At 51.5% G+C, this 12601-nt stretch carries 15 protein-coding genes; 10 read left to right on the forward strand and 5 right to left on the reverse strand.

The window, feature by feature from the left end; translation table 11 throughout:
- The 8 genes from J0A65_RS19530 to J0A65_RS19565 all read left to right on the forward strand — a co-directional run.
- The coding region (locus tag J0A65_RS19530; RefSeq protein WP_206596018.1) for a 4Fe-4S binding protein at nt 1-746 on the forward strand (746 nt) is incomplete at its 5' end.
- A gap of 23 nt (nt 747-769) precedes the next feature.
- Nucleotides 770-2677, forward strand: coding sequence for a TAT-dependent nitrous-oxide reductase (gene nosZ / locus J0A65_RS19535; RefSeq protein WP_206596019.1), 1908 nt, complete (start codon nt 770-772; stop codon nt 2675-2677).
- Nucleotides 2678-2715: 38 nt separating this feature from the next.
- Nucleotides 2716-3993, forward strand: coding sequence for a nitrous oxide reductase family maturation protein NosD (locus J0A65_RS19540; RefSeq protein WP_206596020.1), 1278 nt, complete (start codon nt 2716-2718; stop codon nt 3991-3993).
- Entirely contained in the window at nt 3993-4910 is a 918-nt protein-coding gene (locus tag J0A65_RS19545; protein ID WP_206596021.1) for an ABC transporter ATP-binding protein, read from the forward strand. The genes J0A65_RS19540 and J0A65_RS19545 overlap by 1 nt, the downstream gene beginning before the upstream one ends.
- Nucleotides 4907-5737: an ABC transporter permease gene (locus J0A65_RS19550; protein ID WP_206596022.1), complete on the forward strand. Its 831-nt coding sequence runs from the start codon at nt 4907-4909 to the stop codon at nt 5735-5737. Before J0A65_RS19545 ends, J0A65_RS19550 begins: the two co-directional genes overlap by 4 nt.
- Before the next feature lie 22 nt (nt 5738-5759).
- On the forward strand, nt 5760-6281 hold the full coding sequence (locus J0A65_RS19555; RefSeq protein ID WP_206596023.1) for a nitrous oxide reductase accessory protein NosL: 522 nt from the start codon (nt 5760-5762) through the stop codon (nt 6279-6281).
- Nucleotides 6282-6289: 8 nt separating this feature from the next.
- Nucleotides 6290-6442, forward strand: coding sequence for a twin-arginine translocase TatA/TatE family subunit (gene tatA, locus J0A65_RS19560; protein WP_206596024.1), 153 nt, complete (start codon nt 6290-6292; stop codon nt 6440-6442).
- A 101-nt stretch (nt 6443-6543) separates the two neighbouring features.
- The gene (locus J0A65_RS19565) at nt 6544-6867 is read left to right on the forward strand and encodes a c-type cytochrome (protein ID WP_206596025.1); all 324 of its coding nucleotides are present in this window, start codon (nt 6544-6546) and stop codon (nt 6865-6867) included.
- Between the two features lie 30 nt (nt 6868-6897).
- On the opposite strand, the gene J0A65_RS19570 is transcribed toward J0A65_RS19565, so the two are convergent.
- Nucleotides 6898-7308 (reverse strand): ribonucleotide reductase subunit alpha, encoded by a 411-nt coding sequence (locus J0A65_RS19570; protein WP_206596026.1) that lies wholly within the window; start codon nt 7306-7308, stop codon nt 6898-6900.
- 104 nt (nt 7309-7412) lie between these two features.
- The gene (locus tag J0A65_RS19575) at nt 7413-8603 is read right to left on the reverse strand and encodes an HPP family protein (protein ID WP_232850059.1); all 1191 of its coding nucleotides are present in this window, start codon (nt 8601-8603) and stop codon (nt 7413-7415) included.
- Nucleotides 8604-8818: 215 nt separating this feature from the next.
- On the opposite strand from J0A65_RS19575, the gene nrdG reads away from it, so the two are divergent.
- On the forward strand, nt 8819-9310 hold the full coding sequence (nrdG, locus tag J0A65_RS19580) for an anaerobic ribonucleoside-triphosphate reductase activating protein (protein WP_206596028.1): 492 nt from the start codon (nt 8819-8821) through the stop codon (nt 9308-9310).
- The gene (nrdD, locus tag J0A65_RS19585) at nt 9297-11078 is read left to right on the forward strand and encodes an anaerobic ribonucleoside-triphosphate reductase (RefSeq protein ID WP_206596029.1); all 1782 of its coding nucleotides are present in this window, start codon (nt 9297-9299) and stop codon (nt 11076-11078) included. Before nrdG ends, nrdD begins: the two co-directional genes overlap by 14 nt.
- A 4-nt stretch (nt 11079-11082) precedes the next feature.
- On the opposite strand, the gene J0A65_RS19590 is transcribed toward nrdD, so the two are convergent.
- From J0A65_RS19590 to ubiT, 3 genes are read right to left on the reverse strand one after another with little or no spacing between them, the layout of a single operon-like run.
- Nucleotides 11083-11496 carry a bacteriohemerythrin gene (locus J0A65_RS19590; protein ID WP_206596030.1) on the reverse strand — a complete coding sequence of 138 codons (414 nt, stop codon included), beginning with the start codon at nt 11494-11496 and terminating at the stop codon, nt 11083-11085.
- Nucleotides 11493-11918: a hemerythrin domain-containing protein gene (locus J0A65_RS19595; RefSeq protein ID WP_206596031.1), complete on the reverse strand. Its 426-nt coding sequence runs from the start codon at nt 11916-11918 to the stop codon at nt 11493-11495. Before J0A65_RS19595 ends, J0A65_RS19590 begins: the two co-directional genes overlap by 4 nt.
- Before the next feature lie 7 nt (nt 11919-11925).
- On the reverse strand, nt 11926-12402 hold the full coding sequence (gene ubiT / locus J0A65_RS19600; protein WP_206596032.1) for a ubiquinone anaerobic biosynthesis accessory factor UbiT: 477 nt from the start codon (nt 12400-12402) through the stop codon (nt 11926-11928).
- Nucleotides 12403-12601 lie beyond the last annotated feature (199 nt).

The following is a 12601-nucleotide window of genomic DNA, read 5'->3' on the forward strand; positions in this document are numbered from 1 at the left end:
TGTCGGTGGTGAACGTGTTGACCTTTGTCCACGCTATGATGCAGGATTTTCGCTGGGAGCTGTTCCTGATTGACCCAGTGATCTTCATTCTCTGGACCTTCACGGCCGCCTGTATATTGCTATGGGGGCGCGGGGTGTTCTGCGGTTGGTTATGTCCTTTCGGCGCCCTGCAGGAACTGATAAACGAAGCCGCGCGTAAATTAAAAATCCGTCAGTTTGAACTGCCGTTCGCCGTGCATGAGCGACTCTGGGCCATCAAGTACATTATTCTGCTGCTGTTGTTCGGTATTTCGCTGGAATCCCTGGCCACTGCCGAGCGTTTTGCTGAAGTTGAGCCCTTTAAGACCGCTATAACCTTGAAGTTCGACCGTCAGTGGTGGTTTGTGTTGTATGCGGCCATCCTGCTGATTATCAATATTTTCACCCGCAAGGTTTACTGCCGCTATATCTGCCCATTAGGCGCGGCGCTAGCTATTCCCACCAAGCTTAAGTTGTTTGATTGGCTGAAACGCCGCAAAGACTGTGGTAACCCCTGCAAGCTGTGCGCCATCGAATGTGAAATCCAGGCCATTCATCCTGACGGGCATATCAACCACAACGAGTGCCATTACTGCCTGGATTGCCAAATGACCTATCACAACGAACGTAAATGCCCGCCTCTGGTCGCGAAGAACAAGAAACGCCAGCGCGCCGCCAAACAGGAGGCGGGGCAAATCCCGGTCGTTCAGATTGAATCACAAGCTTAACCCTGTTTCTAAAGGAGACAACCATGACAAGTAATAAAGACAACGACAAGCAAGGTATGAGCCGCCGCAGCTTTTTAGGTGCGACCGCCATGACGGGGGCCGGTGCCGCCGTGTTGGGGGCAGTGGGTATTGGTTCAACGGTAATGAGCAAGGAAAGCTGGGCAGTGGCAGTAAAGGACGCCAAGCAAAAAGCCCATATTGCGCCCGGTGAGCTGGATGAATATTACGGTTTCTGGAGCGGCGGCCACCAGGGCGAAGTAAGAGTCTTGGGTATTCCGTCCATGCGTGAGCTGATGCGCATTCCGGTGTTTAATATTGACTCCGCCACCGGTTGGGGCATTACCAATGAAAGTAAGGCCATTATGGGTGAGAGTGCCAAGTTCTTAAACGGTGACTGTCACCACCCGCATATCTCAATGACTGATGGTCAATATGACGGTAAGTATTTGTTTATCAACGATAAAGCCAATAGTCGTGTAGCACGTATCCGTTTGGATATTATGAAGTGCGATAAGATGCTGACGGTACCTAATGTGCAGGCAATTCATGGCTTGAGGCTGCAAAAAATGCCTCATACCAAATATGTGTTTGCCAATGCCGAGTTTGTTATCCCGCATCCCAACGACGGCAAGCACTTCGACCTGCAGGCCGACTACAGCTACACCATGTTTAACGTGATTGATGCGGAAAAGATGGAAGTGGCGTTTCAGGTCATGGTAGACGGTAATCTGGATAACTGTGACGCCGATTACAGTGGTAAGTATGCCGCTTCCACCTGCTATAACTCAGAAAAAGCCTATGATCTGGGCGGTATGATGCGTAACGAGCGCGACTGGGTGGTGGTGTTCAATATTCCGGCCATTGAAAAAGCGGTGAAAGCCGGAAAGTTTGTCACCCTGGGTGACTCCAAGGTGCCTGTGGTAGACGGACGTAAAAAAGACGGCAAGGACAGTCCTTTTACCCGCTATGTGCCGGTGCCGAAAAACCCCCACGGTCTGAACACCTCTCCGGATGGTAAGTTCTTTATCGCCAACGGCAAGCTGTCGCCGACCGTAACTATGATTGCCATTGATAAACTCGACGATCTGTTTGCCGGTAAGATAAGTGATCCCCGTGATACCGTGGCTGCCGAGCCTGAACTGGGCTTAGGGCCGCTGCATACCACCTTTGACGGACGCGGTAACGCATACACCACCTTGTTTATCGACAGCCAGGTGGTGAAATGGAATATGGCCGATGCTATCAAGGCTTACCAAGGACAGAATGTCAGCTACATCCGCCAGAAGCTGGACGTACAGTATCAGCCAGGACACAACCATGCCTCTTTGACCGAAACCCGCGATGCGGACGGTAAATGGCTGGTGGTATTGTGTAAGTTCTCCAAAGACCGCTTCCTGCTGACCGGTCCTTTGCATCCTGAAAACGACCAGCTTATCGACATTTCCGGTGAGGAAATGAAACTGGTGCATGACGGTCCGACTTATGCCGAGCCCCATGACTGTATTCTGGCTCGTCGTGACCAGATCCACCCGCGCAAGATTTGGGACCGTAATGACCCCTTCTTTGCTCCAACAGTGGAAATGGCCAAAAAAGACGGCATCAAACTGGAAACTGACAACAAGGTTATCCGTGACGGCAACAAGGTTCGTGTGTACATGACCTCTGTGGCACCGACTTACGGCATTACCGAGTTTAAGGTTAAGCAGGGCGATGAAGTGACTGTGGTGATCACCAACCTTGACCAGATAGAGGACGTATCGCACGGCTTCTGTATGACCAATCACGGTGTCAGCATGGAAATCAGCCCGCAGCAAACGGCCTCTGTTACTTTTGTAGCGGACAAGCCCGGCATGCATTGGTACTACTGCAACTGGTTCTGCCATGCCCTGCATATGGAAATGGTCGGCCGTATGTTGGTTGAGCCTGCGTAACAACGGGAGCCGGTGGGGTGACCCACCGGCCTTTTGCTATGAACAGACGTAAAGCGTTATTGGCCGTTTGCTTACTTGGGCTTAGCTTAAGTCCGCCTTTGTCGGCAACTGAGCAAACGTCCAAGTCTCTACCACTGGTTGCTACAGATGAGGGTGTTTGGGTATTGCCTGCGGGTGTGTATAGCGGCAATTTTCAGATTGTGCAAAGCCAAGTTGTTCTGTGTCAGCCTGGTGCGATTCTGGATGCACAGGGGCAAGGCCATGTACTGGAAATCCGTGCCGCCAATGTCACCCTTAAGGGCTGTGAACTTCGCGGTGGTGGCCGTGATTTGACCGCTATGCACTCTGCTATCTTTATTCACCCACAAGCCCAGGGTACGGTAGTCCAAGGCAACCGAATCAATACCCCGGGATTTGGGATTTGGGTGGATGGAGCGCCGCAGGTGCAGATTCTGGACAACCATATCAAGGGTGATGCCAGCTTACGTTCTCAGGACAGAGGCAATGGTATCCACCTGTATGCCGTGCGTGATGCCAGGGTGATAGGTAATGAAGTGCGCGACGGGCGGGACGGAATTTACATCGATACATCCAATCACAACCTGCTGGAACATAATCTGCTGGAAGACGTGCGCTACGGTATCCACTACATGTTTTCCCATAACAATCAGGTGATTGCCAATACAACCCGGCGCACCCGCACCGGTTATGCGCTGATGCAAAGCCGCCAGTTAACCGTTGTCGATAACCGCTCAGAGGATGACCAGAACTACGGCATCCTGATGAATTACATTACCTACTCAACACTAGCCGGTAATTATGTCAGCGGGGTGAAAAGTGGCAGTACCGGTGACAGCATGATTCAGGGCGCTGAAGGCAAGGCGTTGTTTATTTACAACTCGGTATTTAACCGTATTACCGACAATTATTTTGCCCACAGTGCCCTTGGTATTCATCTTACCGCAGGCTCAGAAGACAACCAGCTCAGTGGTAATCGCTTTGTGGCCAATCGCCAGCAAGTGAAATATGTGGCGACCCGCACTCAGGAATGGTCGCTGGATGGCCGGGGGAACTATTGGAGCGATTATCTGGGCTGGGATCGCAATGCAGACGGTATTGGCGATGTGCTCTACGAGCCCAATGACAATATTGACCGTCTGGTGTGGATGTATCCGCAAATGAAGCTATTGATGCACAGCCCCGCCGTGGAGCTGTTGCGCTGGGTACAGCAGATGTTCCCGGTGATTAAGTCTCCTGGTGTCAGAGACAGTTATCCGCTGATGTCTGCCACACCAGAAAAACAGGATAAAGGCTAATGAAACTGGTTGAGTTACACAGTGTTCGCCATTGTTATGGGAAGTTGCAAGCCCTGCATGATTTGACCTTAAGCCTTAACGAAGGCGAAGTGTTAGGGCTGTTTGGGCATAACGGTGCAGGCAAAACCACCACCATGAAGCTTATTTTGGGGTTATTGCGTGCCAGTGCCGGGCAAGTGAGTGTGTTTGGTGCCTCGCCACAGCAAGCTAAGGTGCGACAGCAGTTAGGCTATCTGCCGGAGAATGTGTCTTTTTATCCACAGTTAACCGGGCTGGAAACCCTGCGTTACTTCGCCCGGCTTAAATCCGCGCCGTCTGTGCAGGTTGAGGCCTTACTCGAACAGGTAGGATTGGCCCAGGCCTGTAAGCGTAAAGTGAAAACCTATTCCAAGGGCATGCGTCAGCGCCTGGGGCTGGCGCAGGCATTGTTGGGAAAACCCCGCTTGTTGCTGCTAGATGAGCCCACGGTGGGCCTGGATCCTATCGCCACCCGTGAGTTGTACGCCATGATCCAGCAATTACGTGAAGGGGGAACGGCAGTGATTCTGTGCTCCCATGTGCTGGCTGGTGTGGAAGCTTTTATCGACCGTGCTGCGATTATGGCAAGCGGTTGCTTGCAGGCTGAAGGCACGCTGAGCGAGCTGCGCAGCCAAGTAGGTTTACCCAGTCTGATTAGAGTCAATGGCCTGCTACAGGCCAGTCATTGGCAGGCACAACTTAACAGTGAAGGTTTTCAGGCTCGTCTGGTGGGGCAGGATAACCTTGAAGTGGCCACCCATAACGGTGCCAAGCAACAGGTGCTGAAACTGCTGTTAGAGCAGGGCGATGCCGAGGATATCGAAGTGCGTCAGGCCAGCATGGAAGAGATATACAGCCATTTTATGACCCAGCCATTTGCTCAGAGGAATGCGCCATGAAGAGCATTTTTTATATCGCCTTAAAAGAGTTGCAAGACGGCCTGCGCAATCGCTGGTTACTGGCCATTAGTTTGCTGTTTGTGATGCTGGCGGCGGGTATTGCCTGGTTTGGTGCGGCCGCCGCCGGTCAAGTGGGATTTAGTTCCATCTCATCCACCATCGCCAGTCTGGCCAGCCTGGCCACTTTTATCATTCCGTTGATTGCCTTGTTGCTGGCGTACGACGCTATTGTGGGGGAAGACGAGGGCGGCACCTTGTTGCTCCTGCTCACTTACCCTTTGGGCAAGCGTCAGTTATTACTGGGCAAGTTTGTCGGACAAGGCTTGATTTTGGCGCTGGCCACCTTGATTGGCTTTGGTGGTGCAGCGCTGGCCATCGGCTTGCTGGTGCCCGATATCGACAAGCTGCAATTATTTGTGGCCTTTGGTCGCTTTATCGCGTCAGCCATTTTGCTCGGCTGGGTGTTTATCGCCATGGCTTATGTGCTGAGCAGTCGGGCGCGGGAGAAATCCAGCGCCGCGGGTATGGCGCTGGGTATTTGGTTTTTATTTGTGCTGGTGTTTGACCTGGCCTTATTGGCCCTGTTGGTGCTGAGTAAAGGCCAGCTTAATCCAGACTGGCTGCCCTGGTTATTACTGCTCAATCCCGCCGATATTTTCCGCCAGCTGAATCTCAGTGGCCTGGATGGCTCCCTGCAGCTAAGCGGCGTGATGTCGCTGGGACAGGATTTGGCCGGTGCCAGTGGCACGTTATGGGCGGCGCTATTGGGCTGGATGGTGCTTTGCCTGGTGCTGGCACAGCGCAGTTTTATACGCAGACCGATTTAACCAAAGATGTAGGAGAAACACAGTGCGATTAGCAAATTTAGTCTGGCTGGTACCGGCCGTATCCCTGTTGCTCGGCGGTTGCGGTGATAAAGTCGCCCAGAACGAGATGATACAGCCAACAGCGTTTCACAGCGATGATGAATGTCATGTGTGCGGTATGGTGATTACCCGCTTCCCAGGGCCGAAGGGGCAGGCATTGGATGCTGCGGCGCAACAGGTAAGAAAATTTTGTTCAGCCTCTGAGATGCTGAGCTGGTGGATGCAACCAGAAAATCGTCAGGCCAATCTGACCTTGTATGTACATGATATGGGCAAAAGCCAGTGGGATAAGCCCGACGATGCGCATCTCATCCCTGCTGCACAGGCATTTTATGTGCCTGCACCAGATTTGCCGGGCGCCATGGGGCTGTCTCTGGGTAGTTTTTCTGATAAGCAAGCGGCGCAGCAGTTTGCCGATGCGCAGCACAGCGAGGTGCTGAGCTTGGATGAAGTGGTCGCAAGACTTAGCGCCGCACCTGTTGCAGCGCATCACGGCCATCACTAGGAGGCTGTATGGGCATTAGTATTTGGCAGCTAGCCATTGTGCTGTTAATTGTATTGTTGCTGTTCGGTAGCGGTAAATTGCGCCATATCGGTAGCGACCTGGGCGGTGCCATTAAAGGCTTTCGCCGGGCATCCAGCCTGGAGCACAAAGATCAGGAATAACGACTTACCCCTTTTGGGGTACTCACAAGGTCTTGCAGCGTAATGCGAGGCCTTGGCGTAGCATATAGACAGTTAAGCCAATAAAACAAAGAGGTGTAGTGATGAAGAGAATTTTTTTAGGTGCAGCGCTGCTGGTGTTAGGTAGTCAGGCTGCTGTTGCGGCAGGTGATGCCGAAGCGGGTAAAGCCAAGTCCGGTATGTGTGTGGCCTGTCACGGGGCTGATGGTAATAGTTTAGCGCCCATGTATCCGAATCTCGCTGGTCAGCATGCTCAGTACCTGGAAAGTGCCATTAAAGCTTATCGTGATGGGCAACGCACCGGGGGTACCTCTGCGATGATGGCGCCTATGGCGGCGAATCTAAGTGATCAGGATGCAGCAGATCTGGCTGCCTATTTCAGTCAGCAAAAACTCAAGCAAAAATAATCCGAGTGGGGAGGCCGCGAAGGCCACCCCTTAACCCGGCAGCAAATTCAGGATCTCCCCCTGCCGACTAAAGGCCAAAAAGTCGGTAATCTGACCGCTATTGATTTTATTCATCATCAGGTGCAAGGGCTGTGCGGCTTCATCGCTATTAGGAACCTGTCCTGCGCGGCCTGCCAAGGCGGCCACAAAGGCCACATCCCAGCTGATGCCGGTATGCAATGACTCATCCACTAAGGTTTGAAAGGTCCGAACCTCATCGGGTAGCTTGTCTACACAGAGCACCGGATTTAAGGTGCCGCCGTCGCCTTGTTCAAATTGCTGCTTTTGTTTATCTGTATGGCCGGTAGGCAGTTCAGCCTTGGCAAATACAAATAACAAACGTTGTGGCTCTGGCTGCGACAGGGCCGCACTGATCAGGGCTGAGTAACTGTTAATCTGCATGACTTTGTCTCACATCGGTGGAGACTGGCCAGTGTAGCGCTCGTCGTGGTGCTCAGCACTGCCCCCTAAGAGGCAGTGGCTTAACTCTTGTTGGGTAGTGCATGTCAGGCTACGGCCTGGCTTTGTCTACTGTTAGCATATAATGCGGCAATTAAGTCCGATTGTGTGACCATGCCCACCAATTGCTGGTTTGCATCTAATACCGGTACCTGATGCAGTCCTTGCTCTGATAGCTTTGGGATCAGCTCGATAATATGTTCATCGTCGCGTATTGCGGTCACAGCGCTTCGCATTATATCCGCCACCTGTCTGCGATGATGCTTATGCCATTGACGTTTGGCGCTGCTGTGCAGACTGAGGTTAATCATATGTCTGAGCAGTCCCCAGTAGTGGGGCACGCTGATATCTTTCAAAAAGTCAGTGACCGACAGCATACCAAGCAACCGTCGGTCATCCGTCACCACAGGTAACGTACGAATCTTATGCTTTTGCAATAAACGCCAAGCGTGCGCCAGAGAGGTATTTGGCGTCACCGTAATCAGATCCTGCGACATAATATCCCGGCACAAAATAGCGCCCAACTGGCGTTGATAGGCGTGTAACTGCGCCTGTTGATATATCTGCTCCAGATCGGCTTCACTGACATCCACTACAGTTTGGTAATGATTCAAAGCGTGCAGCAAATCCTCTGGCTGCAGACCGGCACGCTTCATTGGGCTGACATCATTATGCAGATGAACAGGATCGAAATTACGTTGTTGGCGCGGTTGTAGCAGACGATTTAACAACAAGGCCATCATCAGCATCACCATGACATTCAGCGCCACAGGCAAAAATAAAAACTCATAGCCCAGCAGTTGCTCGCTTGAAGCAATAACCGGTACTAGGGCCGTAGCGCCGCCGGGAGGGTGCATACATTCAAACAGATACATGGCAAACAGTACCAAGGCAATGGTTACGGCGGCCATCACCGCCATATCGGTAAAAAGGTGTGAGCACAGCAAACCAATGGCGGCGGAAATTAAGTGACCTGCAGCAAATGACCAGGGTTTGGCCAGTGGGCTGGAGGGCAGGCCAAACAGCAGAACCGCTGAGGCGCCCATAGAGGCTAATAGCACCACGGTACTGGCAGGATCCGCCAGGTGTTGACTGCTAAAGGTAACCACAAACAGGGCGATACAGGCGGCACCTGCGACTTTTAGACGCTCAGCAACCGGAATACTGGATAAGCGCTGGCTATCTGCTTTGATAATGCCCAGCCGCGTCAACAGCGGGCTAACAATTTTGCGCAACATCAATCTCATAACCTAACCCGCTGGGCCGGTATCCAAAAAATGGCAGCGGCCCAGGTAAACAACAGACGCGGCAGTGTACAAGGGCAAAGGGAGTAGTTCTTGGTTTATTTGGTTATAAGCTAAACCTCTGGTGTGTGATTTATTGATCCAGATCAATGTGTATTTTGTGTCTGAGACTACCTTTAAACACAATATATTGTGCCTTGGTGGAAAAAATGACACAAGATGCATGGTTGAAGCCGTTTAACAGCTTTCCTCCCCAAATCTGCTTTCAGGAAGTGCCGGATCAGGTATCACTGGCCTTTAGCGTAACCGGCTGCCCACTGCGTTGCCCTGGCTGTCACAGTCAGGATAGTTGGGATCCCAAAGTGGGAGAAGCGCTTACACCGGCGCGCTTTCGCGCTTACCTTATACGTTATCAACACCTGATTGATTGCGTGTTGTTCTTTGGCGGTGAATGGTACCCAAGTGCGCTACAGGAACTTCTGGATATTGCCCATCAGCAGGGGCTTAAAACCTGTCTGTATACCGGTATGGATAACGTACCTGCACGTCTAATCCGCCGTCTGGATTATTTAAAAACCGGTCGTTGGCTGGCCAACCGGGGCGGTTTGTCCAGCCCCAACACCAATCAACGTTTCATGGAGCTTGCCTCAGGCAACCTCCTTAACTTTCGTTTTATGGAGAGAGAGCATGCTGCAGCTTAATGATGAACAACTACAAGACAAACTGGATTTTATCCATGCTTACCAGCATGCCGTTAATGCGGCAGACGGTTCAAAACTGGATGCCAATGCCAATGTTACCCACAAGAACATCGCGACGCTGGAAGCTGAGCTGATGAAAGACTGTGTGATCCAGATAAATCGGGCCTTAGTGAAAAACAAAATTGCCGCTTTGTTCGGGGATGCCTTAGGCGAGGAATACGTGCGCCAAATTGAGCAGCACGAGATTTATGTGCACGACGAAACCAGTCTTAAGCCTTATTGCACCTCCATTACTATGTACCCATTCTTATTGGATGGCCTGACTAAGCTGGGTGGCGAGTCCAAAGCCCCGCAACATTTGGAGTCCTTCTGCGGCAGTTTCGTCAATCTGGTGTTTGCTATCAGTGCGCAGTTTGCCGGGGCTGTGGCGACGGTGGAATTCCTGACGTATTTTGACTACTTTGCCCGTCGCGACTATGGCGAAGACTATCTGAGCACACACAGCAAAGCCATTGAAAACCACCTGCAACATGTGGTCTATGCCCTCAACCAGCCTGCGGCAGCCAGGGGCTATCAGAGTGTTTTCTGGAACATATCTTTGTACGATCGCCATTATTTTGAGGCCATGTTCGGTAATTTTGTTTTTCCGGATATGACGGCACCCAACTGGACGTCAGTCAATGCCCTGCAAGGCTTTTTCCTTGACTGGTTTAATGCTGAGCGCAGCAAGGCGATTCTGACCTTTCCGGTAGTGACGGCTGCCATGCTCACAGAAAAAGGCAAGGTGAAGGATGAAGCATTTGCCCGCTGCTGTGCCCGGAATATGAGTGAAGGCGGTTCATTCTTTATTTATCAGTCACAAAGTGCCGACTCACTGGCGTCCTGCTGCAGGTTACGCAATGAAATAACAGACCATACCTTTTCTTATAGTTTGGGGGCCGGAGGTGTAGCCACAGGCTCAATTAACGTGATCACCCTGAATATGAACCGTCTTATTCAGGACGGTCGGGATTTGGCCCAGGAAGTTGAGAAGCTGCATAAATACCAGGTGGCCTATCGTAAGTTAATGGAGGAGTATCATCAGGATGGCTTACTGAGCGTTTACGATGCGGGTTTTATCAGCCTGGATAAGCAATTTCTTACCATTGGCATCAATGGCATGGTGGAAGCCGCCGAGTTTTTAGGCTTAGAGGCCGGTGTAAACCCTGATTATCAGGCATTTGTCGACAGCCAGTTGCGGGTGATATACGAGGCAAACCGCCGGGCTCGTGAGACCTGGGGTTATTTGTTTAATACCGAGTTTGTGCCTGCTGAGAATCTGGGCATTAAGAATGCCAAATGGGACCGAAAAGACGGCTATTTTGTGCCCCGTGATTGCTACAACAGTTATTTCTATGCTGTGGAAGACGAGCGTATTAACCATTTGGATAAGTTTGTGTTGCATGGTGAGCAGATGACCCGTTATCTGGATGGTGGCTCGGCACTGCATCTGAATCTGGAAGAGCGCTTAACTGAGGAAAACTTCCTTAAACTTTACAATATTGCGGCCCAAACCGGTTGCAATTACTTCTGCATCAACGTGCGTATTACCATCTGCAACGCTTGTGAGCATATTGATAAGCGTACCTTGCAACATTGCAGTGCCTGCGGTACCACAGATGTGGATCACGGTACCCGGGTGATAGGCTACTTAAAGCGGGTGTCGGCGTTTAGTCAGGGGCGCCGGCATGAGCATGAGCTGCGCCACTATCATCGCCAATCGGCCTGAGGGATCAGGCCGTCTGCAGCTCCCGGTCTGAATTAAGAATATGGGAGCTGTACCACTCTGCCAACGAAGCCAGTTGTTCATTAACCGACAGCGCGGACATATGAATATCTGACCCCAGGCGCTCGATAAATGCTTGCATGGCTTGTAAGAAATGCTTGTGGTTGAGCTGATGCAGCCTTTGTTGTTGGTCACTGAGTTTTTGCAGATAGGGCGTCTCGGTGACGAAGTGACGCTGCGTCAACTCCAGCAGGTTGTTCGCCAGCGGCAATACCCTGGGGTTCGGCCAATTTTCGCGGATGGCGGCGTGCAGCAGATTGATAGTATCCAGCAACTGGCGATGCTGGCAGTCAATCTCAGGGATCCCTATTGGCATATTGACCTCACACCACAACACCAGGTGAGCGCGATCTTCCATCATGGATAAAGCTCCATTAACACACGCGTCACGGCATCGGTATTGAGCATTTTGTCGCAAGTGGGGTAGAGCTCAAATTCATCATTTTCAATATGGTCAACCAGCATCAGCTCTAAGGTGCGATCGTCCTCCAAACTATCAATGCGCTTGTCCAGCAGGTTCTCAATCCACTCTAACTGCTGACGCAACTGCTGGTGTTCCTGTTGTGCCTTGCTGATTAACTCAGGCGCGGCAGATACCAATGCCAGCTCGGGAAGCAAGCGCTGCTCTTCATGACGTATATGCAATTCCAGGCCGGTTTTGAACTTATCGAACAGTTGTCTGGACATCACCGGATCGTCCTTTTTTAAGCGCCGATAGGCAATAAACAACAGCTCCAGCCCTTGTAAATTGGTATTGAACAGTTGGGTGATGATTTTTGACATAAATACCTCAGCGCAAAGATTGATAAGCACTGGCGTAATGGGCCAGAGGGGTACGTACAAAGACCGGTAATTGCGTCAGCTCCAGGCTATCGAGCAGATTTTTAAGGGCCAGACCCAATTCGGTGTCGCCACTGATGGACAACTTGCGTTGAAAAAACAGGGTATCGGGATCCACCGCCTGACTGGCCATGAGCAGCAGGCTTTCCAGATCGCCACTGAAACATACCTGTGCCTGCCCACGCCTGTGTACCTGAATCTGTTGCTCAGCAACCTGAAAATACCAACGTTGGTTGATATCGGTGATATGCACTTCTACACAGGCCGAGGCCATAAAGTCCAATTCACCCTCAATCAGCAGCGGCTTTAGCACTTGCGTGAACAAGCGCTCGGTGATGGCTCGTTGCAGCGCTACGGGGGTCTTTCCGAATAACTGTAAGCCCGGTTTTAGTAACCTCGTGCCATATTGGCGTAGCAATGCATGCATGGTGTTTTCCGTGGTTGTTCTGTGACTTAAGACTACGCCACCTTGGGCAGTAAAAATTAATCTACATCAAAGATGCGCAGGATGACGCTGGGCAGAATGGGTACTCCCTTTGGTGGATAGCATTAAAAGCGCGGGGTCGTACACTCGGCCCCGGTTAAATGACGGTTACACCCTGGTCAGTTAGATGGAGCTTGCCGAG

This window comes from Bowmanella yangjiangensis, from assembly GCF_017255015.1.
Classification (GTDB): Bacteria; Pseudomonadota; Gammaproteobacteria; order Enterobacterales; family Alteromonadaceae; genus Bowmanella; species Bowmanella yangjiangensis.

What these genes read in the sequence shown, in the direction of transcription:
- nosZ (WP_206596019.1), top strand. Translation starts at nt 770, where the DNA reads ATGACAAGTAATAAAGACAACGACAAGCAAGGTATGAGCCGCCGCAGC.
- J0A65_RS19540 (WP_206596020.1), top strand. Translation starts at nt 2,716, where the DNA reads ATGAACAGACGTAAAGCGTTATTGGCCGTTTGCTTACTTGGGCTTAGC.
- J0A65_RS19545 (WP_206596021.1), top strand. Translation starts at nt 3,993, where the DNA reads ATGAAACTGGTTGAGTTACACAGTGTTCGCCATTGTTATGGGAAGTTG.
- J0A65_RS19550 (WP_206596022.1), top strand. Translation starts at nt 4,907, where the DNA reads ATGAAGAGCATTTTTTATATCGCCTTAAAAGAGTTGCAAGACGGCCTG.
- tatA (WP_206596024.1), top strand. Translation starts at nt 6,290, where the DNA reads ATGGGCATTAGTATTTGGCAGCTAGCCATTGTGCTGTTAATTGTATTG.
- J0A65_RS19565 (WP_206596025.1), top strand. Translation starts at nt 6,544, where the DNA reads ATGAAGAGAATTTTTTTAGGTGCAGCGCTGCTGGTGTTAGGTAGTCAG.
- J0A65_RS19570 (WP_206596026.1), bottom strand. Translation starts at nt 7,308, where the DNA reads ATGCAGATTAACAGTTACTCAGCCCTGATCAGTGCGGCCCTGTCGCAG.
- J0A65_RS19575 (WP_232850059.1), bottom strand. Translation starts at nt 8,603, where the DNA reads ATGTTGCGCAAAATTGTTAGCCCGCTGTTGACGCGGCTGGGCATTATC.
- nrdG (WP_206596028.1), top strand. Translation starts at nt 8,819, where the DNA reads ATGACACAAGATGCATGGTTGAAGCCGTTTAACAGCTTTCCTCCCCAA.
- nrdD (WP_206596029.1), top strand. Translation starts at nt 9,297, where the DNA reads ATGCTGCAGCTTAATGATGAACAACTACAAGACAAACTGGATTTTATC.
- J0A65_RS19590 (WP_206596030.1), bottom strand. Translation starts at nt 11,496, where the DNA reads ATGATGGAAGATCGCGCTCACCTGGTGTTGTGGTGTGAGGTCAATATG.
- J0A65_RS19595 (WP_206596031.1), bottom strand. Translation starts at nt 11,918, where the DNA reads ATGTCAAAAATCATCACCCAACTGTTCAATACCAATTTACAAGGGCTG.
- ubiT (WP_206596032.1), bottom strand. Translation starts at nt 12,402, where the DNA reads ATGCATGCATTGCTACGCCAATATGGCACGAGGTTACTAAAACCGGGC.